The 19,035-nt window shown below is 66.7% G+C and carries 16 protein-coding genes; 9 read left to right on the top strand and 7 right to left on the bottom strand.

Features of this window, described 5'->3' with window-relative positions; genetic code table 11:
- Position 1: 1 nt before the first annotated feature.
- Positions 2-517 carry a GNAT family N-acetyltransferase gene (locus ACQR1F_RS04535; protein ID WP_434912590.1) on the top strand — a complete coding sequence of 172 codons (516 nt, stop codon included), beginning with the start codon at positions 2-4 and terminating at the stop codon, positions 515-517.
- Here ACQR1F_RS04535 and ACQR1F_RS04530 read toward each other — a convergent pair.
- Positions 514-1,467: an alpha/beta fold hydrolase gene (locus tag ACQR1F_RS04530; protein ID WP_434912589.1), complete on the bottom strand. Its 954-nt coding sequence runs from the start codon at positions 1,465-1,467 to the stop codon at positions 514-516. The two genes, ACQR1F_RS04535 and ACQR1F_RS04530, sit on opposite strands and share 4 nt — an antisense overlap.
- Positions 1,468-1,629: 162 nt before the next feature.
- On the opposite strand from ACQR1F_RS04530, the gene ACQR1F_RS04525 reads away from it, so the two are divergent.
- From ACQR1F_RS04525 to ACQR1F_RS04495, 7 genes are all read left to right on the top strand, one after another.
- A complete protein-coding gene (locus ACQR1F_RS04525; protein ID WP_316178747.1) occupies positions 1,630-2,889 on the top strand; it encodes a D-alanyl-D-alanine carboxypeptidase family protein in 1,260 nt (419 codons plus the stop codon).
- Positions 2,890-2,893: 4 nt separating this feature from the next.
- Positions 2,894-3,574 carry a dTMP kinase gene (gene tmk, locus ACQR1F_RS04520; protein WP_315799977.1) on the top strand — a complete coding sequence of 227 codons (681 nt, stop codon included), beginning with the start codon at positions 2,894-2,896 and terminating at the stop codon, positions 3,572-3,574.
- Positions 3,571-4,611 carry a DNA polymerase III subunit delta' gene (locus ACQR1F_RS04515; protein WP_434907617.1) on the top strand — a complete coding sequence of 347 codons (1,041 nt, stop codon included), beginning with the start codon at positions 3,571-3,573 and terminating at the stop codon, positions 4,609-4,611. Before tmk ends, ACQR1F_RS04515 begins: the two co-directional genes overlap by 4 nt.
- Positions 4,612-4,680: 69 nt before the next feature.
- The gene (gene metG / locus ACQR1F_RS04510) at positions 4,681-6,759 is read left to right on the top strand and encodes a methionine--tRNA ligase (RefSeq protein WP_434912588.1); all 2,079 of its coding nucleotides are present in this window, start codon (positions 4,681-4,683) and stop codon (positions 6,757-6,759) included.
- Complete coding sequence (locus ACQR1F_RS04505) at positions 6,759-7,550, top strand: TatD family hydrolase (RefSeq protein WP_434912587.1); 792 nt, start codon at positions 6,759-6,761, stop codon at positions 7,548-7,550. The genes metG and ACQR1F_RS04505 overlap by 1 nt, the downstream gene beginning before the upstream one ends.
- Positions 7,547-8,344, top strand: coding sequence for an MBL fold metallo-hydrolase (locus ACQR1F_RS04500; protein WP_434839563.1), 798 nt, complete (start codon positions 7,547-7,549; stop codon positions 8,342-8,344). Before ACQR1F_RS04505 ends, ACQR1F_RS04500 begins: the two co-directional genes overlap by 4 nt.
- Before the next feature lie 176 nt (positions 8,345-8,520).
- Positions 8,521-9,162 carry an antibiotic biosynthesis monooxygenase family protein gene (locus tag ACQR1F_RS04495; RefSeq protein WP_316215812.1) on the top strand — a complete coding sequence of 214 codons (642 nt, stop codon included), beginning with the start codon at positions 8,521-8,523 and terminating at the stop codon, positions 9,160-9,162.
- A gap of 345 nt (positions 9,163-9,507) precedes the next feature.
- On the opposite strand, the gene ACQR1F_RS04490 is transcribed toward ACQR1F_RS04495, so the two are convergent.
- The 3 genes from ACQR1F_RS04490 to ACQR1F_RS04480 all read right to left on the bottom strand — a co-directional run bounded on the left by ACQR1F_RS04490 (position 9,508) and on the right by ACQR1F_RS04480 (position 14,188).
- A complete protein-coding gene (locus tag ACQR1F_RS04490) occupies positions 9,508-11,151 on the bottom strand; it encodes an acyl-CoA synthetase (protein ID WP_434912586.1) in 1,644 nt (547 codons plus the stop codon).
- 28 nt (positions 11,152-11,179) lie between these two features.
- Entirely contained in the window at positions 11,180-13,066 is a 1,887-nt protein-coding gene (locus tag ACQR1F_RS04485) for a TRAP transporter large permease (RefSeq protein ID WP_434839897.1), read from the bottom strand.
- 93 nt (positions 13,067-13,159) lie between these two features.
- Positions 13,160-14,188, bottom strand: coding sequence for a TRAP transporter substrate-binding protein (locus tag ACQR1F_RS04480; protein ID WP_316236482.1), 1,029 nt, complete (start codon positions 14,186-14,188; stop codon positions 13,160-13,162).
- 480 nt (positions 14,189-14,668) lie between these two features.
- Between ACQR1F_RS04480 and ACQR1F_RS04475 the strand changes: the two genes are divergently transcribed.
- Positions 14,669-15,499: a hypothetical protein gene (locus tag ACQR1F_RS04475; protein ID WP_434912585.1), complete on the top strand. Its 831-nt coding sequence runs from the start codon at positions 14,669-14,671 to the stop codon at positions 15,497-15,499.
- A 51-nt stretch (positions 15,500-15,550) separates the two neighbouring features.
- Here the strand turns inward: ACQR1F_RS04475 and ACQR1F_RS04470 are convergent, their stop codons facing one another.
- Genes ACQR1F_RS04470 through ACQR1F_RS04460 form a run of 3 tightly spaced genes read right to left on the bottom strand, consistent with a single transcriptional unit; the run spans position 15,551 to position 19,033 of the window.
- The gene (locus ACQR1F_RS04470; RefSeq protein WP_434912584.1) at positions 15,551-16,603 is read right to left on the bottom strand and encodes a hypothetical protein; all 1,053 of its coding nucleotides are present in this window, start codon (positions 16,601-16,603) and stop codon (positions 15,551-15,553) included.
- A gap of 34 nt (positions 16,604-16,637) precedes the next feature.
- A complete protein-coding gene (locus tag ACQR1F_RS04465) occupies positions 16,638-18,107 on the bottom strand; it encodes an ATP-binding cassette domain-containing protein (protein ID WP_409997866.1) in 1,470 nt (489 codons plus the stop codon).
- Complete coding sequence (locus ACQR1F_RS04460; RefSeq protein ID WP_315799965.1) at positions 18,104-19,033, bottom strand: branched-chain amino acid ABC transporter permease; 930 nt, start codon at positions 19,031-19,033, stop codon at positions 18,104-18,106. Before ACQR1F_RS04460 ends, ACQR1F_RS04465 begins: the two co-directional genes overlap by 4 nt.
- Positions 19,034-19,035: the final 2 nt, after the last annotated feature.

Below are 19,035 nucleotides of genomic sequence, written 5' to 3'. Positions count from 1 at the left end.
AGTGACGCTCGGGATCGACGTCGTCTCACCGGACGTTCGCTTGCGGCTGCGGCCGGCCGAGACCGCCGACGAGCCGTTCCTGCGTGACCTCTTTGGTTTCGTCAAAGGTGCGCAGCTCGCCGCGGCCGGTCTGCCGCCGGCGATGCTCGATCTCGTGCTGGCGCAGCAGTATCGCGCCCAGCTCGCAAGCCATGCGGCGCAGTGTCCGGCGGCGCAGTCGCTGATCATTCTCCGCGACGCCGCGCCGGTCGGGCGGCTGCTGCTCGACCGCGCGGCGTCACAATGGCACGTGGTGGATCTCGCGCTGCTGCCTGGCGCGCGCAACGCGGGTGTCGGGCGCGAGATCATGCAGGCGGTCGCCACCGCCGCACGGGAGCACGGCGCCGCGGTGCTTTCGCTCGCGGTCGCAACCACGAATGACGACGCGATAAGGTTCTACGTCCGACTGGGCTTCCGCGACGCGGCGGACAACGCGACAGCGTCGCATCGCATGATGGAGCTGCCGCTCGCGCGCTAGCGAGCCGGAGCCACCTCGCGCAGGAACGCGATCAGCGCCGCGTTCACCTCGGCGGCGCGTTCCTGCTGAATCCAGTGGCCGGCGCCGTCGATGATCAGCTTGCGCCGGAGATCCGGCAGCACGCGCGCCATGTCCTGAACGCGCTTGGCGCCGATCAGCCCGGTCACCACCGCGTCGTCGCTGCCGGCGATGAACAGCGACGGCTGGCGGATCTGGGCGTCCTGCCAGGGCGCGGTCAGCTCCCAGTTGCGGTCGATGTTGCGATACCAGTTCAGGCCGCCGCGAAAGCCGGAGGTGCGATAGGCTGCGATGAACTCGGCGAGATCTGCCTCGCTCAACCACGCCGGCAGAGGCAGATCGGGCGTTACGTCGCCGAGAAACCCCTTGTCCGGCGCGACGAACAGCGACTGCGGGTCGGAGAAGCCACGCGCCAGCATCGTGCGCATCGTCAGCGCGACGTCACGCTCGAGTTCGGCCTCGGCGACGCCCGGCGTCTGAAAATACTGCCAGTAGAAGTTCTCGATGCCGCCGGCGCGGAGCGTGTCGAGCGGCCGGCCGCGGCCGCGAAGCGGCGGCGGCACGCTCAGTCCGGCGACGGCCGTGAACAGGTCCGGCCGGAACAGCGCCGCATGCCAGGCCACCGGCGCGCCCCAGTCGTGGCCGATGATGACGGCGGTGTCCTCGCCGAGCGCCTCGACCAGTGCCACCATGTCGCCGACGGTGTCGAAGATCGAGTAGGCGGCGATGTCTGCTGGCGCCTGCGAGCGGCCGAACCCGCGCATGTCGGGCGCGACCACCCGATAGCCGGCCTCGGCCAGCGCCACGATCTGGTGCCGCCACGAATAGGACAGTTCGGGCCAGCCGTGGCACAGCACGACAAGCGGGCCTTCGCCCTGTTCGCGCACGAACAGCTCGATTCCGTTGGCCTTGATGGTCCGCGTCGATGACACCGTTTCCCCCTTGGTTGCTCGACTTGTGATTGCCGGCCCTGGACGTATCGCACCGCGCGATGAGCCGTGCAAATCCCGGGACAGCGGACGGATCCGCGGATTGCCGAGTTGTTTGCACCCCCCGCAACTGCTAGAATCCCAGTGCGCTCCAGAGCTTAGCCGATGAATGTCATGACCTTACCGCCGCGTCGCTCCGGTTTCACGTCCGGACGGGTGACGCGTGCGCTCATCGCCTTGGCCGCGGCGTTCGCCGTCGGCTGGAGCGGCGTGCTCTACGCCGCCAACCAGAGCGTCCAGGGCGCGCGCAAGGAGGATGGCGGCTTCGACGGCGATGCGCCGACCGCGATCCTGGTGGAGGCCAACAGCGGCAGCGTGCTGTTCGAGAAGAATGCGGACGAGCTGCGGGCGCCTTCCAGCATGATGAAGCTGATGACCGCCGAGGTGGTCTTCAACGCGGTCAAGGACGGCACGATCAAGCTCAACGACGAATACCGCATCAGCGAGAACGCCTGGCGCCGGGGCGGGGCGCCCTCCGGCACCTCGACGATGTTCGCCGCGCTCAACAGCAAGGTGTCGGTGAGCGACCTCCTGCACGGCGCGATCATCCAGAGCGGCAACGACGCCTGCATTGCGCTCGCCGAGGGCATGGCCGGCAACGAGAAGATCTTCGCCGCCGACTACATGACCAAGCGGGCGCGCGAGCTCGGCCTCACCAGATCGACCTTCGCCAATTCCAACGGGCTGCCGGATCCCGGCAACAAGATGACGGTGCGCGAGCTCGCCATGCTCGCCCGGCACATCATCCTGGATTTCCCGGAGTTCTATAAGATCTTCGGCGAGAAGGAATTCACCTGGAACAAGATCCGGCAGCAGAACCGCAACCCGCTGCTGAACGCGATGGAGGGCGCCGACGGCCTCAAGACCGGCTACACCAAGGAAGGCGGCTACGGCATGGTCGGCTCGGCCGTGCAGAACGGCACACGGCTGATCGTGGTCGTCAATGGCCTGGAGGACTCCGAGGACCGCGCCACCGAGGCCAAGAAGATGCTGGAATGGGGCTTCCGCAATTTCGAGACCCGCACCCTGTTCGCGGCGGAGCAGCCGATCGGCTACGCCAAGGTGTTCGGCGGCGAGAGCCGCTCGGTCAAGCTGTCGAGCCCGGTGCCGGTCAAGGTCATGGTGCAGAAGAATGGCGGCGACAAGCTGATCGCCCGCATCATCTACAGTGGCCCGGTCAGGGCTCCCATCGAGCCCGGGCAGAAGGTCGGGGTTGTCAGGGTCTGGCGCGGCCCCAATATCGCCATGGAGGCCCCTGTCTATGCTGCGGAGGCGGTGGGCAGGGGATCCACGATGCGGCGTGCGATCGATGGGGTCAGCGAGCTCGTGATCGGGATGTTCCGCGCCGGGGCCGAGAAGCTCTAGAGACATGGCGGATTCAGCTTTGAAACGTGGTCCGGGCCGCGGCCGATTCGTCACCTTCGAGGGTGGCGAGGGCGCCGGAAAATCCACGCAGATCAAGATGTTGGCGGACCGTCTGCAGAAGGAGGGTGTGCGCGTCGTCCTGACTCGCGAGCCCGGGGGATCGCCGGGCGCGGAGATCATGCGCCACCTCGTGCTGTCGGGCATGGGCAAGCTGCTGGGGCCGGAGGCCGAGACGCTGCTGTTCGCCGCCGCACGCGACGACCATGTGCGCAACGTGATTCTCCCGGCGCTGAACCAGGGAAGCTGGGTGTTGTGCGATCGCTTCTTCGATTCGACCCGGGCCTACCAGGGCAGCCAGGGCAAGGTCGCGCCTGATGTGCTCAATGCGATGCAGCGGGTCACGATCGGCGACCTCAAGCCGGACCTGACGCTGATCCTCGACGTGCCCGTCGAGGTCGGCCTGCAGCGAGCCGCGGCGCGGCGCGGCAGCGGCGCGCCGGACCGGTTCGAAGGCGAGGACATCAAGTTCCACAAGGGGCTGCGCGACGCCTTTCACAAGATCGCCGCCGAGGATCCCCGGCGCTGCGTGCTGGTCGACGCCACGGCGAGCGCGGATACGGTCTCGCAACTCGTTTGGGACGCCGTGCGCGAGCGGCTGTTCGCGGAAGTGGCGGCCGCCTCATGAGCGCACGCAAGGTCGAGCCGGAGATCGCGGTCCGCCATCCCCGCGAGACCAGCGCCTTGTTCGGCCATCGCGAGGCCGAGGCCGCGCTGCTGTCAGCCTATCGCAGCGGCCGGATGGCGCATGCCTGGCTGATCGGCGGCCCGCAAGGCATCGGCAAGGCCACCTTGGCCTACCGCATGGCGCGCTTCGTGCTGACCCACCGTGATCCTGCGTCGGACGCGGTACGTACCGCCGGCTCGCTGTACGTGGACCCGGATGATCACGTGGCCCGGCTGATCGCCTCCGAGGCCCATGGCGGGCTGCTCACCTTGGAGCGCTCGGCCAACGACAAGGGCGTGCTGCGCACCGTCATCACCGTGGACGAAACCCGCGAGACGATCTCGTTCTTCGGCTCGACGGCGGCGGTCGAGGGCTGGCGGGTGTGCATCGTCGACACCGTCGACGAGCTCAATCCCAACGCCGCCAACGCGCTGCTGAAGATCCTCGAGGAGCCGCCGCAGCAGTCGCTGTTCCTGCTGGTCAGCCACGCGCCGGCGCGGGTGCTGGCCACCATCAAATCGCGCTGCCGCCGGCTGGCGCTGCGGGCCTTGGCGACCGACGACGTCATCAGCGCCGCGGCCGAGGCCACCGGCATGAACGTAGCCGAGCCGGCGCTGCGCGAGGCGGCCAGGGCCTCCGAGGGCAGCGTCGCGCGCACCCTGATGCTGCTGGGCGGCGACGGGCTGCAGCTGCAGACCCGGACCGCGGCGCTGCTCGCGAGCCTGCCGCGAATCGACGCCGGCGAGCTGCATGCCCTGGGTGATGCGCTCGGCACCAGCGACCGCGTCGCGCTGGCGAGCTTCCTCGACAGCATCGAGCGCTGGGTGGCGGAGCGGCTGCGCGCCGGCGATGCCAACGCGGAACTGCCGCGCCTTGCACGGCTGGCGGAGGTATGGGAAAAGATCGTCCGCGCCGCGCGCGACACCGAATCCTATAATCTGGAACGAAAACCGCTGGTTTTCTCGGTGTTCGGGATGCTTGCCGAAGCCACGCGGTAACCGCGCGACCATCATCCCGGGATCATCAGGATCAATCCGTCGACCGACGTCGTCAAAGAGGAATCTGCCGTGGCTAAGGCCAGCAAGACAACCGTGAAAAAGGGCAAGCCCGCGAGCAAGAGCGGCGCGAAGAAGGCTGCCCGCAACGCGCCCGCGAAGGGCAAGGTCAGCGCGGCCAAGGCGAAGGCGGCGAAGGACAAGGACGCCAAGAAAAAGACCGCCACATCCAAGACGGCCCCCGCGAAAGCCAAGAGCAAAGCTCCGGCGGCGACCGCGGCCAAGAAAGCTTCGAAGAGCGCCGCCAAGAAAGCGGTCAAGAAAGCTGTGAAGGCGCCAGCCAGGAAGGCCGTGGCAAAGCCCGCCACACCGCCGGCCAAGAAGACCGCCGCCAAGCCTGCGGCAGCAACGAAAAAGCCTGCGGCAGCGAGGAAGCCCGCCGCTCCGAAACAGCCGGCCGCACCGAAGAAGGTCGCGCCGGCCATCGTTGAAGCCCCGAAGCCGCCGCGCGCCGCCAAGCCGAAGGCGCCGCGCAAGCCGAAGGTCGAGGCCGCTGTCGTCGTCGAAATCGACGAGATCGTAGCGCAGGTCGCCGCACCTCCGGCCGACAAGAACACCTTCTACGTCACGACGGCGATCGCCTATCCCAACGGCAACCCACATATCGGCCACGCCTATGAGGCGATCGCGACCGACGCCATCGCACGCTTTGCGCGGCTCGACGGCAAGGACGTCTTCTTCCTCACCGGCACCGACGAGCACGGCCTGAAGATGGTGCAGACCGCGCAGAACGAGGGCCTGACGCCGTCGGAGCTCGCGACCCGCAATGCCGGCCGCTTCCGCGAGATGGACGAGCGGCTGAACGTCTCGTTCGACCGCTTCATCCGCACCACCGAGCCCGCGCATCACAACTCGGTGCAGGCGATCTGGACTCGCATGCGCGAGAACGGCGACATCTACGCCGACACCTATGCGGGGTGGTACTCGGTGCGCGACGAGGCCTATTACGCCGAGGACGAGACCGTCGTCGGCGAGGACAATGTCCGCCGCGGACCGCAGGGCACTCCGGTGGAGTGGGTCGAGGAGAAGAGCTATTTCTTCCGCCTGTCGGCCTATCAGGACAGGCTGCTCGCGCTCTATGAGAGCCAGCCGGATTTCATCGGGCCGGATGCGCGGCGCAACGAGATCATCAGCTTCGTCAAGGGCGGTCTGAAGGACCTCTCGATCTCGCGCACCACGTTCGACTGGGGCGTCCGCGTGCCCCACGACGACGAGCACGTGATGTATGTCTGGGTCGACGCGCTCACCAACTACATCACCGGCGTCGGCTTTCCCGACGAGAGGGATCCGAACTGGAAGTATTGGCCGGCCGACGTCCACGTCATCGGCAAGGACATCATCCGCTTCCATGCGGTGTACTGGCCGGCGTTCCTGCTGTCGGCCGGCGTCCCTGTGCCGAAGCGGGTCTATGCCCACGGCTTCCTGTTCAACAGGGGCGAGAAGATGTCGAAGTCGGTCGGCAACGTCGTCGATCCGTTCAATCTCGCCGACCAGTATGGCGTCGACCAGCTCCGCTACTTCTTCCTGCGCGAGGTGCCATTCGGCCAGGACGGTAACTACAATCACGAGGCGATCGTCGCGCGCATCAACGCCGATCTCGCCAACGACCTCGGCAATCTCGCACAGCGCTCGCTGTCGATGATCTCGAAACAGCTCGGCGGCGTGCTCCCGGAGCCCGGCGAGTTCTCGGCCAATGACAAGGCGATTCTGGCCGAGGCCGACGCGATGATCGGCGCGGCGCGCAAAGCCATGGCGACGCAGCAGATCCACCAATGGCTCAACGCCGTGTGGTCGGTCGTGGCCGAGGCCAACCGCTATTTCGCGGGCGAGGCGCCCTGGGCGCTGGCCAAGACCGATCCGGCGCGCCAGCACACCGTGCTCTACGTCACCGCCGAGGTGATCCGTCAGGTCGCGATCCTGACCCAGCCGGTGATGCCGGCCGCGTCGGCAAAGCTGCTCGACAGCCTCGGCATTCCCGAGGACGAGCGAACGTTCGCGCGGCTTGGCGGCGAGCTCCGGATTGCTGCGGGCACGCAGCTGCCAGCGCCACAGGCGGTGTTCCCGCGCTACATCGAGCCGACGGCCGCGTGATGCTGGTCGACAGCCATTGCCATCTCGACTTTCCGGATTTCGCCGAGGATCTGGATGGCATCGTCACGCGCGCCGCGGCCGCCGGCGTCGGTCGCATGGTGACGATCTCGACGCGAGTGCGGCGCTTGCCCGAGCTGCTCGCCATCGCCGAGCGCTTCGACAACGTCTACTGCTCGGTCGGCACCCATCCGCACAATGCCGACGAGGAGGATGGTATTCCGGCCGCGGAGCTGATCGCGCTGACCCGCCATCCGAAGGTGGTCGCGCTCGGCGAGGCCGGGCTCGACAATTTCTACGATCACGGCTCGAAAGACGCCCAGGAGCGCGGGTTCCGCGCGCATATCGCCGCCGCCCGTGACACTGGTCTGCCGCTGGTGATCCACACCCGCGAGGCCGACGCGCAGTGCAGCCGCATCCTCGAGGAGGAGATGGCGCGCGGACCTTTCAACGCCGTGCTGCATTGCTACACCGGCGGACGCGAGCTGGCGATGAAGGCGATCGATCTCGGACTGCACATCTCGTTCACGGGCATCGTGACCTTCAAGAAGTCCGAGGCCTTGCGCGCGCTCGCCGCCGAGGTGCCGGCCGACCGCATCATGGTCGAGACCGACGCGCCATATCTCGCGCCCGGCAAGTTCCGCGGCAAGCGCAACGAGCCGGCCTATGTCGTCGAGACCGCGAAGGTTCTGGCGGAGACCCGCGGCGTCTCGCTCGAGGAATTCTCGCAGCAGACCACCGAGACCTTCTTCAAGCTGTTCTCGAAGGTGCCGCGGCCAAGGGAGGCTGCATGACGCTGACGCTGACCATTCTCGGCTGCGGCTCCTCGGCCGGCGTGCCGCGCCCGGCGCTGGGGTGGGGCGCCTGCGATCCGAACAACCCGAAAAATCGTCGCCGGCGCTGCTCGCTGCTGGTGGAGCGCCGCGCCACGCACGGCGTGACGCGCGTCGTGATCGACACCTCGCCGGATCTACGCGAACAACTGATCGATACCAATGTCGACCACATCGACGCGGTGTTCCTGACGCATGAGCACGCCGACCAGACCCACGGCATCGACGACCTGCGCTCGGTGGTCATGCATCAGCGGCGGCGGATTCCGGTCTATTTGAACCAGTCGACCGCCAAGGACATCATGCACCGGTTCTCCTATTGCTTCATCTCGCCACCGGGAAGCGACTATCCGCCGATCCTGACCCAGCACGCGATCGAGGCCGGCGAGACCCAGGCGGTGGAAGGCAAGGGCGGCGAGCTGAGGCTGACCGCGTTCCTCGTCCAGCACGGCAACATCCCCGCGCTCGGCTACCGCATCGGCAATGCCGCCTACACGCCTGACCTCAACGACATCCCAGAGGAGAGCTGGGGCGCACTGGAGGATCTCGACCTCTGGATTGTCGACGGCCTGCGCCCGGCGTCACACCCGAGCCATTTCTCGGTCAACGACGCGCTGGCCTGGATCGAGCGCTTCAAGCCCCGACGCGCCGTCATCACCAACATGACCGCCGATCTCGACTACGAGGTGCTGCGCCAGAGCCTGCCGGCCGGCGTGGTGCCGGCGTATGATGGCATGCGGCTGGAGGTCGGCTGATTGTTCGTTGGCCGGCTAAGGCCGTCATTGCGTGGAGCCGAAGGCGACGAAGCAATCCAGAGTTATAGCAATGACTCTGGATTGCTTCGCTTCGCTCGCGTTGACGGGCAGGGGCGGGCGACCGCAAGGGCCACGAAGCTGTAGCAGCCTGCGGCCGAATACATGGAGATGCTACCATGCTGTCGCTGTTCTTCGAGGTCGAGGTCAAGCCCGGCCATCTCGACCAGTATCTGCAGCTCGCTGCCGCGCTGCGGCCCGAGCTCGACGCCCTCGGCGGCTGCCTGTTCCTCGACCGCTTCAGGAGCCTGTCGCGCGACAACCTGATTCTGTCCTACCAGATCTGGCAGGACGAGGGCGCCATGACCGCCTGGCGCGTGCACGCCCATCACCACGACATCCAGACGCTCGGCCGCGACAAAGTGTTCTCCGACTATCGCCTGCGCGTCGCCGAGCTGGTGCACGAGGTCAGGCCGGGGCAGGCGGCTTGGCAGCCGGAGCGGCGGGGGACGTACAACGATCCGAAACGGCGTGCGCCGACCTATGTGCTGGCGGTGGAGACGGCTGCGCCGCAGCTGAGCATCGCGACGGATCTGCCGGTCGCGACCTTCTCCAGCGTCTATCGCAAGGGCCGCTTCGCGCATCTGATCGACTTGCCGGACGAGGCGACCGGCGTGGCGCTGAGTGTGCGCCTGCTCGCCGAACCCGGCGCCGACAACATCCGCGTCGTCGAAGTCAGCAGAGACTACGGCATGTACGATCGCCGCGAAGCGCCGCAGTATTATCCGGAGAAGAGCAGGGGCGACGCGGCGGCAAACTGACCTTCGACGCCCGAGCGAGGAAAGACCATCGTCATCGCGGTGCTCATGAATGCGCCCTCGCCCCTTGTGGGAGAGGGCTCAAAGGTGCTGACTACGTCCTCACTCGGGTGAGGGGTTCGTGCCGCACATTCCGCTCTGAGTTCGTGGCAACCCCTCACCCGGTTTCGATGCTTTGCATCGAAACCACCCTCTCCCACAAGGGGAGAGGGTGCACCGCGCGTGTCGATGCAGCTCATCAGTTCATTGGCCGCGCGTAGGGCGGATTAGCGCAGCGTAATCCGCCATAGCCTCCAGCACTGGCGCGGCGGGTTACGCCTGCGGCTAACCCGCCCTACTCAGAGGCACCTACGCCGAGATCGCCTTGGCCGAGTTGACCTCGTTGCGCAGCAAAAACTTCTGGATCTTGCCGGTGGACGTCTTCGGGATCGGGCCGAACACGACGACCTTCGGCGTCTTGAAGCCGGACATGTGGCTGCGGCAATAGGCGATGATCTCGGCTTCGGTGGCTTCAGCACCGTCCTTGAGCTCGATGAAGGCGCAGGGCACCTCGCCCCATTTCGGATCGGGCTTGGCGACGACGGCGGCAAACAAAACGGCGGGGTGCTTGTAGAGGATGTCCTCGACCTCGACCGAGGAGATGTTCTCGCCGCCGGAGATGATGATGTCCTTGGAGCGGTCCTTGATGATGACGTAGCCGTGCTCGTCGAGCACGCCGAGGTCGCCGGTATGGAACCAGCCGCCGGCGAAGGCTTCCTGCGTCGCCTTCTCGTTCTTGAGATAGCCCTTCATCACGATGTTGCCGCGGAACATGACCTCGCCGATGGTCTCGCCATCGCGCGGCACCTCCTGCATCGTCTCGGGATTGAGCACCGTGACGGCTTCCTGCAACGGATAAGGCACGCCCTGCCGACGCTTCAGCCGCGCGCGCTCCGGCGCCGGCAGGTCATCCCAGCCGGGCTGCTCGGCGCAGACGGAGGCGGGGCCGTAGACCTCGGTGAGGCCGTAGACATGCGTCAGCTTGATGCCGATGCTCTCGGCGCCTTCGAGCACGGCAACCGGCGGCGCGGCGCCGGCGATCAGGCCGACGACCGGCTTGTCGCGCTTGCCCTTGGGCGCGTCCGGCGCGTTGATCAGCACGTTGTACACGATCGGCGCGCCGCACATGTGGGTGACGCCGTGGGTCTTGATCAGCTCAAAGATCTTGGTCGGCTCGACCTTGCGCAGGCAGACATTGACGCCGGCGGCGGCCGCCATGGTCCAGGGGAAGCACCAGCCGTTGCAGTGGAACATCGGCAGAGTCCAGAGATAGACCGGATGCTGGCCGAGGCCGCCGGCGAGAATGTTGCTGACGGCATTCAGATAGGCGCCGCGATGATGCGTCACGACGCCCTTGGGATTACCCGTGGTGCCCGAGGTGTAGCTCATCGCGATCGCGTCCCACTCATCAGTGGGACGGCGCGGCTCGAATGAGGGATCGCCCGCGGCAACGGCGGCCTCGTACTCGATCTCGCCGATGCGGCTGCCGCCGGCATAGGAGGCGTCATCGACGTCGATCACGAACGGCTTGGCGCCGCTCATCAGCTTCAGCGCCTCGCTGATCACGGCAGAGAATTCGGGATCGACCAGGATGATCCTGGCCTGGCCGTGATCGAGCTGAAACGCGATCGAGGATGCATCGAGGCGGATGTTGAGGGTGTTGAGCACCGCGCCGGCCATCGGCACGGCGAAATGCGCCTCGTTCATCGCCGGGATGTTCGGCAGCATCGCAGCCACGGTGTCGCCCTCGCCGATGCCGCGTCCCGCGAGATAGGACGCGAAGCGCCGGCAGCGCTCATAGGTCTGGCGCCAGGTGAAGCTGCGGCCTTCATAGACCGTGCTGACGTGGTCGGGATAGACGGCCGCGCTGCGCGCCAGGAAGCTGAGCGGGGTCAGCGGCACGTAGTTGGCCGGCGTCTTGTCCAGGCCGAGCTTGTACTGGTTCGTGCTCATCACCACCCTCCCTCGTCATCTGAAGAGTTTACAGGAACCCGATCGAAATCCACGGAAAAATCGCAACCACGATGAGGCCGATGAGAAGCGCCAGCAGGTAGCCCCAGATCGGGCGGATGCCCTCGGCGGGATCGACCCGACCGATCGCGCAGGCGGCGTAATATCCAACCCCGAACGGCGGTGCGAACAGGCCAATGCCCATCGCCAGGATGATCACCATGGCATAATGCACCTCGTGCACGCCGACGGCACGCGCGATCGGAAACAGCAGCGGCCCGAACAGCACGATTGCCGGAATGCCCTCGAGCACGCTGCCGAGGATCGTGAAGGCGACGATCGAGACCGCGATGAACGTCGCCGGGCCGCCCGGCAGCCCGGTCATGGCGGCCGCCAGCGCGCGTGAGAAGCCGGACTGCGTCAGGCCCCAGGCCATGCCGGTGGCGGTGCCGATGATCAGCAGGATGGCGCCGGACAGCGCCGCCGTCTCAATCAGCATCGGCATCAGCCGGCGCCAGTCGAAGCGGCGATAGACCAGGAGGCCCGCCAGCACGCCATAGACGATGCCGATGGTCGAGACCTCCGTCGCCGTCGCGACGCCCTCGACGACGGCCGCGCGGATCACGAAGGGCAGGGCCAGGGCAGGGAGCGAGACGATGAAGGCCTTGCCGATCTCGGCTCCGCTGGCGCGGCGGACGCCGCTCATGTCCTCGTTGCGGTAGCGCCACCACACCAGCGTGCACAGCGTGATCGCCAGCACCACGCCCGGCAGCAGGCCGCCGGTGAACAGCGCCGCGATCGACACGCCGGTGACCGAGCCGATCGTGATCAGCACCAGGCTCGGCGGAATGGTCTCGGTTTGCGCGCCGGTGGCGGCGAGCAGGGCGACGAGATCGCCGGGCCTGGCGCCGCGCGCCTTCATCTCCGGAAACAGCACCGGCGCGACCGCGGCCATATCGGCGGCCTTGGCGCCGGAAATGCCCGAGACGAGGTACATCGCGCCGACCAGCACGTAATGCAGCCCGCCGCGGACGTGCCCCAAGAGGCTTGCCAGGAACGCGACCATGGCGCGGGCCATGCCGGTCATCTCGATCAGCAATCCGAGAAAGACGAACAGCGGCACCGACAGCAGGATGAGGTGGCTCATGCCCTCGTCCATACGCCCGACCAGCACCATCAGCGGCGTGCGCGTCGTCAGCGCCAGATAGCCGAAGATCGCGAGCCCGAAAGCGAACGCGATCGGCACGCCGGCGAAGACGCACAAGCCGACCACGCCGACGAAGAAGATCACGAGGTTGATGTTGCCGAGCGGCTTCAGCAACGGCTGCGCCACCCAGAACAGCGCGATGATGGCTACGACGGAGACGACGGCCAGCAGCATCGTCCTGACGCTGGCCGTGCGGGCGAGACGGATGAGGGCGAACAGCGCCATCAGTCCGACGCCGACCGGCAGTGCGGCGGCGCGCCAGATGTTTTCGATCTGCAGCGCCGGCGTGGTGATGAAGCTTTCCTCGTAGGCGTACTCCCAGGACGGCCAGGCGATCATGACCAGAAACGCCAGCGCCGCGCTCGTCGCGACCAGATCGAGATAGGCGCGTAAGCCGGGGCTGGCGCGCGCCACCATTGCCGTCATCCGCATGTGCTCGCCGCGGCGGAACGCCACCGCGGCGCCGAGCATTGCGAGCCACAGGAACAGGATCGAGGCCAGCTCGTCCGACCAGATCAGCGGCTGGTGCAGGACGTAGCGCGCCACGACGCCCGCGAACAGGATGACGATCTCGGCCACGACGAGCAGCGCGGCGGGGATCTCGACGAGGAGGCCGAGCAGGGCCTCCAGGCCGTCGAGCCAGGACCGGCGGCGAGGGGTCTCGATGATCACCTCGCTGATCGCAATTTCCGTGAACTCGGCATGCGCCATGACGTCACCCGAACGCGCCCTACGCCATTCTTGTTTTGAGCATGATCCTTTCGGAAAACCGGGTCTCCACTTTTCCGGATCATGCTCGGGGGGCTACGACAGCTTGCCGACGGCCTTTTCGAGCAGCGCCCAGGCCTCGTCGCCGTATTTGCCCTTCCACTCGGCATAGAAGCCGGCGGTGCGCAGCTTGTCGCGGAACGGCGCGACGGTCGGCTGATTGAACGTCAGGCCCTTCGACGCGAGCTCTGCCTGCAGGCCGGCATTGAGCTTGGCGACGTCCTCGCGCTCCTTCACGGCCGCCGCGTTGATGTGCTTGGCGACGATCGTGCGCATGTCGGCCGGCACGGCCTCCCAGGCACGGCGGTTCGCCAGGAACCAGAAGCCGTCCCACATGTGATTGGTCAGCGAGCAGTACTTCTGCACCTCGTAGAGCTTGGCGGTGGAGATGATCGCCAGTGGGTTTTCCTGGCCCTCGACCACCTTGGTCTGCAGCGCCGAATAGACCTCGCTGAAATTGATCGAGGCGGGCGCCGCCTCGAATGCCTTGAACATCGAGGTCCACAGCGGTGACACCGGCACGCGGATCTTGAAGCCCTTGAGGTCATCCGGACCGTTGATCGGCTTGGTCGACGACGTCGTCTGGCGGAAGCCGTTGTCCCAGATCTTGTCCATGACCACCAGGCCGGCCTTGTTGATCTGGCCGCGCACATAGGCGCCGAGATCGCCGTCCATGGCCTTCCAGACCGTGTCGTAGTCCGGGAACGCGAAGCCGATGCCATTGATCGACGCGGCTGGCACCAAGGTCGCGAGGATCAGGCCCGAGAGCGTGAAGAACTCGACGCCGCCGGAGCGGATCTGGCTCAGCATGTCCGTGTCGGAACCGAGCTGGTTGTTCGGGAATATCTGCAGGTCGAACTTGCCGTTGGTCTCGGCCTTGATCGCCGCCGCCATCTCCTTGGCGCGGACGTTGAGCGGATGGGAGTCGGGGAGGTTGTTGGCGTATTTGTACGTGAACTCGGCGCTCTCAGCGCGCGCCACATGCGGCGCTGCGACGGTGCCAATTCCACCCAGTACGGCTGACGCCGCGGAGGCCTTCAACAGCGCGCGTCGTGACAGGCTCATTCTCGTTTCTCCCTGGAGAAGCTTCTTCTCGTTGCATCGCGCCGCCGCAAGCATCGCCGGACGAATCCTGCGACATCAGCGACGTCGCCTGCGCTTATTGCAGCGATGGGCCGCAGCAGCAATATCGGCGTTCGCAGCAGGCCCCATGCGCAGCGCGAGTCTCGGCGATGGCGAGCGCCCATCAGCTTGGGCTGGCCGGGGGGTCTGAAGGGCCCGCGGCTGCCGTAAATTCGAGGATTCGGCGCCAAGCCATTGAACTCCCTCAGCATATAAATATTCCATAATATACCTTATGCGAATTGGCTGTGGGCGGTTGCCTGACGGTGGAAGCCGCACATCGGCCCGCCCAGCGCACGTCGGCGCCTGTGCGAAATCGCCCCCGCCTCGTCACGGCGCAGTCTTCGTTTGGTCAAAGCCCAGAGGTCAAAACCGCATCCTTCAGGATTGGGCACGGGCGTATCGTGAATGGGATCCGAAGACATGCCAGTTCAGTCGACGTCGAAGGAAGTTGATCCGGGTGATGTCGCGCTGCCGCCTGACGACGCTGTCTGCGAGGAGATCTATCAGCGGGTGCTGGCCGAGGTGCGCGCACGTATCGATCAGCGGATCGCCGCCATCGAGGCCCAGGCCGCCGCAGATGCTGTCGAGGCTGCCGAACCCGCTGCAGGCATCGAGCACCTGGAAACGCCTCCTCCGGCCCGGCGCCGGCCCGTATTGCGGGCCATGATCACGCTGATGGCGTCGGCCGGGCTCGTCGGCGCGGCCATCACCCTGGCGCGGGACCATACCGAGACCATCACCTCCGTCACCGACCGGATCGAAGCGGCGGTTCAATCCATCCGGCGCGAGAACGCTCAGACGGCGAATCCAGCCGTGACGCTGGAGACGGCGGCGAACGGATCGAGTGTGGCCGAGCCGGCTCCTGCCTCACCATCACCATCCGTTTCACCATCCGTTTCGCCAACACCGGAGACGTCACCGTCAGCATCATCAACGCGCTCCAGCGATCCATCCTCCGCGATGGCGGAGGCAACGTCGGAGCGTGACATGCCGCCCGCTCCCGACCGGGACGTTATGCCACTGATCGAGAAGATCGCGCATGATGTCGCCGAACTGCAGAGCGGGTTCCAGGAGTTCAAGTCCAGCCAGGAGCAAGCCAACCGCGATCAGGCCAGGGCGATCGAACAGCTGCAGGCAAGCCAGGACCAGCTGGTGCGCGCGGTCCGGGGGGCGAAGACCGAGGCCACGACGGTTGGCGCAGCCGTGCGCCTCCCACCCCGGCCGCCTCAGGCCCGCCCGCCTCGCTTCTAAGAAGTTCCGGCACGGTTCTCCCGGACGCGCAGGCATGTGCGGACTTTGCGATCAGCGAAATCGCCAGGCCCAGTGCGCGTCGCCCCGGTCGCGCCGCTCGACGATGTCGATCCTCATGAATCGGTCGTGCGCGAGCGCCGTGCCGACCCAGAGTTCGCTCCAGGCCTCGAACACGGCTGGCGGGAGGTTGTCCCGCTCGGACATCAGACGCCAGGACGTCTGGCGTACGAGGATCGAGTCGCGATCCGGCAACAGCTCTGCGTCGTCGCCTTGGCCGCGGGCCAGTCGCGCGAACGCCTTTGCGAACCCTGCGGCGCCAGGCTCGACGCCGCCAAGAAGCGCTGCGACCTCGTCGAACGTATGCATGCCGATCAGCCTCGCCGCGGCGCCGGCCAGATGGCCGCCTTCCTCCGGGCCGAGCACGGCCACCGTCTCCGGCACGATCGAGGTGATATACTCCATCGCATAGTTGCGGAGCACCTTGAGGAGCCGTTCTTCGGGCCAGGCATTCTCCGCGAGCTTGGGAGCGCGGGCCGGATCGAAAGCCGGGCAACGCTCGCCCGGCGAGAACTGAAGGCGTTCGTCCGGCACGAGATCGTGATCCCATTCCTTGTAGTAGCCTTCGAGGCCGGGCTGGCCGTCGACGGTCTGCCCGGTGCAGACGAAGCCGAGCCTGGGATTGCCGAGGACGACGCCATTGTTGGCGTGCCATCCGCGCAGCATCGCGCGCGACACCTCCGAGGGAATGCCGCAGATCGCCGTCCCCGACCAGATCCAGCGCGGCGGCGGATAGCGCACCCACGCCTTGCGATCGTTTTCGTAGACGTATTCGACCTTCACGCCGCCGACCTGATTGGACAGGTAATGGTACTGCGCACACGCGACCGCATGCGGCAGACCGTCGAGACCGAGCTTCTTCAACCCCGGAAGGAAGCGAGCCAGTTGCTGCCGCCGAAACGTCCGGAACACGATCTCCGCAGCGCGCTGCGGACCCGCCCGCGACGACAACATCAGGATGAGGCCGGTCAGGTAGGAGTGATAGATCAACTCGACGGCGCGACAGGCCGCAACGTCGGAAACGGGTGCGTGGCCATTCCCCTTCAATTGGCTCCCCTTCCCCACGCTCTCCGCTCAACCCTCACAGATAGTTCGCAGCGGCCTCGGCCTCGAAGCGGTCCGGCGGGCCTTCCCAGACGATCTTGGCATGATCCAGCACGTAGACGCGGTCGGCGTGCGGGAGCGCGAAGGTGACGTTCTGCTCGCCGAGCAGCACCGTGATCTTGGTGGTCTCGCGCAGTCGGTCGAGCGCCTTCGAGAGCGTCTCCAGGATGACCGGCGCGAGCCCGAGCGTCGGCTCGTCGAGGATCAGGAGCTTCGGCTTCATCATCAGCGCCCGCGCGATCGCCAGCATCTGCTGCTCGCCGCCGGACAGCGTGCGCGCCAGCTGCGGCTGCCGCGACTTGAGGATCGGAAACAGCCCGAACAGCCATTCGAGCCGCTCGGCACGCTCGGTGTCGGCCAGCGCATTGCCGCCGAGCTCGAGATTTTCGCGCACGCTCATGTCGCCGAACAACTCGCGCGTCTCCGGACATTGCACGATGCCTGAGCGGGCGATCTGCGCCGCCGTGCCGCCGGCAAGGCTGCGCCCTGCCCACTTCACCTCACCCGAATATGGCACCAGGCCCGAGATGGCGTTGAACAGCGTCGTCTTGCCGGCGCCGTTGAGGCCGACGACCGAGACGAACTCGCCCTCATGGACGTGCAGCGACACGTCCTGGAGCGCCTGCGCCTTGCCGTAGAGCACGCCGACCTTGTCGACCTGTAGCGCCGGCGTGACGTCCTTGAAGCTCGCCTCCGGCCGCGCGGTCGAGACCAGCGCGCCGCCGAGATAGACGCGCCGGACCGTCTCGTCCTGCATCACCTCGGTCGCCCTGCCCTCGGCGATCTTCTCGCCGAGATACATCGCCAGCACGCGGTCGACCAGCGCCGACACGCTCTTGACGTTGTGGTCGACCAGCAGCACGGCGTGGCCGTCGTCGCGGAATTCGCGGATGAGCTCGGAGAAGTCGGCGACCTCGGACGCCGTGAGGCCGGCGAAAGGCTCGTCCACCAGCACCAGCTTCGGGCTGCGCGCCACCGCCTTCGCAAGCTCGAGCCGGCGCAGATCGGCAAACGCCAGTGTCGGCGGCCGCCGGTCGATGACGCCGCCGAGGCCGACGCGCTCCGCAATGGCCCGTGCGCGCGCATCGACGTCCTTGTCGGCGAACAGCCGCGTCAGCTTGTCCGGCAGCAGCGCGACCTTGATGTTCTCCAGCACGGTCTGGCGCGCCAGCGGTCGCGAATGCTGGAACACCAGCCCGACGCCCATGCGCGCGATGCGGTGCGACGGCAGGCCCGCGAGCTCGACGCCGTCGAGCCTGACCGAGCCCGCGGTCGGCCGCTCGACGCCCATGACGCTCTTCATCGCGGTCGATTTGCCCGAGCCGTTCGGCCCGATCAGGCCGAGGATCTCACCGGGCCGGATCGAGAAGCTCAAATTTTTGACGGCGACGAGGCCGCCGAACCGTTTGGTGAGGCCGTTGACCTCCAGCATCGGAGCGCCACTCATGCCTTGGCCCCTCCCCTGATCATGCCGAGGAAGCCGTCGGGGAAGAAAAGGATGACCACGAGCGCAATCACGGAGACGATGAGGGTCGCGAGCTCGCCGAGCGGCCGCAGCAGCTCGCCCATGCCGATCAGGAAGATCGCGCCGATCGCGGCGCCGATGACGGTGCGCCGGCCGCCGAGCACCGCGGCGATGATGATCTGCACGCCGACGCCGACATCGACAAAGGTCGAGACCGAGGCCGTGCCCATGTAGAACACCATCAGCGCGCCGGCGAGCCCGGAGAAGAACGCGCTGACGACGAAGGCGGCGAGCTTGTGCTTGGTGACATTGAAGCCGAGCGCGCCGGCCTGGATCTTGTCTTGGCCACTCGCCTGCAGGATCAGCCCGATGGCGCTGCGCGACAAGCCGAACAGGATCGCTCCGCTCACCAGCATGAAGCCGAGCGCGATCCAGTAGTTGGTCCTGGCATCGATCGAGATCACGTCCGGCACGGCGAGGCCGATCTCGCCGCCGGTCAGCCCTGCGGCAACGACGATGAAGTTCTGCAACATCAGCACGGCCACCAGCGTGGTCAGGCCGAAATAAGGCCCGCTGACGCGCAGCGCCGGCAGCGCCAGCACGACGCCGCCGACGACCGCCGCCAGTGCGCCGGCGGCGATGCACAGCCAGATCGACAGGCCCGGCGAGAAGTGCGCATCGAGAATGCCGGCCGTATAGGCGCCGACGCCGATCAGGAAGGTCGGTCCGAAATTGACCTCGCCGGCGAAGCCGAACAGCAGATCCCAGGACATCGCGAACACGGCCGTGTAGTACGCGACCGTCAGCAGCCCGAGGACGTAGCCTGAGACGTAGGTTGGCAGGATCAGAGCCACGATCACCGTCAGGAGCGCGATCCAGAACAGCCGCGACATAACGAATGCAGGCATGC

The sequence above is a fragment of the Bradyrhizobium sp. HKCCYLS3013 genome (assembly GCF_051167615.1).
Classification (GTDB): Bacteria; Pseudomonadota; Alphaproteobacteria; order Rhizobiales; family Xanthobacteraceae; genus Bradyrhizobium.
Note: the sequence above shows the minus strand (reverse complement) of the source record. Positions and strands in the feature narration are given on the sequence as shown.

Bases quoted from the DNA above. Each gene is read 5' to 3' on its own strand.
- ACQR1F_RS04525 (WP_316178747.1), top strand. From the start codon at position 1,630: ATGAATGTCATGACCTTACCGCCGCGTCGCTCCGGTTTCACGTCCGGA.
- tmk (WP_315799977.1), top strand. From the start codon at position 2,894: ATGGCGGATTCAGCTTTGAAACGTGGTCCGGGCCGCGGCCGATTCGTC.
- ACQR1F_RS04515 (WP_434907617.1), top strand. From the start codon at position 3,571: ATGAGCGCACGCAAGGTCGAGCCGGAGATCGCGGTCCGCCATCCCCGC.
- ACQR1F_RS04505 (WP_434912587.1), top strand. From the start codon at position 6,759: ATGCTGGTCGACAGCCATTGCCATCTCGACTTTCCGGATTTCGCCGAG.
- ACQR1F_RS04500 (WP_434839563.1), top strand. From the start codon at position 7,547: ATGACGCTGACGCTGACCATTCTCGGCTGCGGCTCCTCGGCCGGCGTG.
- ACQR1F_RS04495 (WP_316215812.1), top strand. From the start codon at position 8,521: ATGCTGTCGCTGTTCTTCGAGGTCGAGGTCAAGCCCGGCCATCTCGAC.
- ACQR1F_RS04490 (WP_434912586.1), bottom strand. From the start codon at position 11,151: ATGAGCACGAACCAGTACAAGCTCGGCCTGGACAAGACGCCGGCCAAC.
- ACQR1F_RS04485 (WP_434839897.1), bottom strand. From the start codon at position 13,066: ATGGCGCATGCCGAGTTCACGGAAATTGCGATCAGCGAGGTGATCATC.
- ACQR1F_RS04480 (WP_316236482.1), bottom strand. From the start codon at position 14,188: ATGAGCCTGTCACGACGCGCGCTGTTGAAGGCCTCCGCGGCGTCAGCC.
- ACQR1F_RS04475 (WP_434912585.1), top strand. From the start codon at position 14,669: ATGCCAGTTCAGTCGACGTCGAAGGAAGTTGATCCGGGTGATGTCGCG.
- ACQR1F_RS04465 (WP_409997866.1), bottom strand. From the start codon at position 18,107: ATGAGTGGCGCTCCGATGCTGGAGGTCAACGGCCTCACCAAACGGTTC.
- ACQR1F_RS04460 (WP_315799965.1), bottom strand. From the start codon at position 19,033: ATGCCTGCATTCGTTATGTCGCGGCTGTTCTGGATCGCGCTCCTGACG.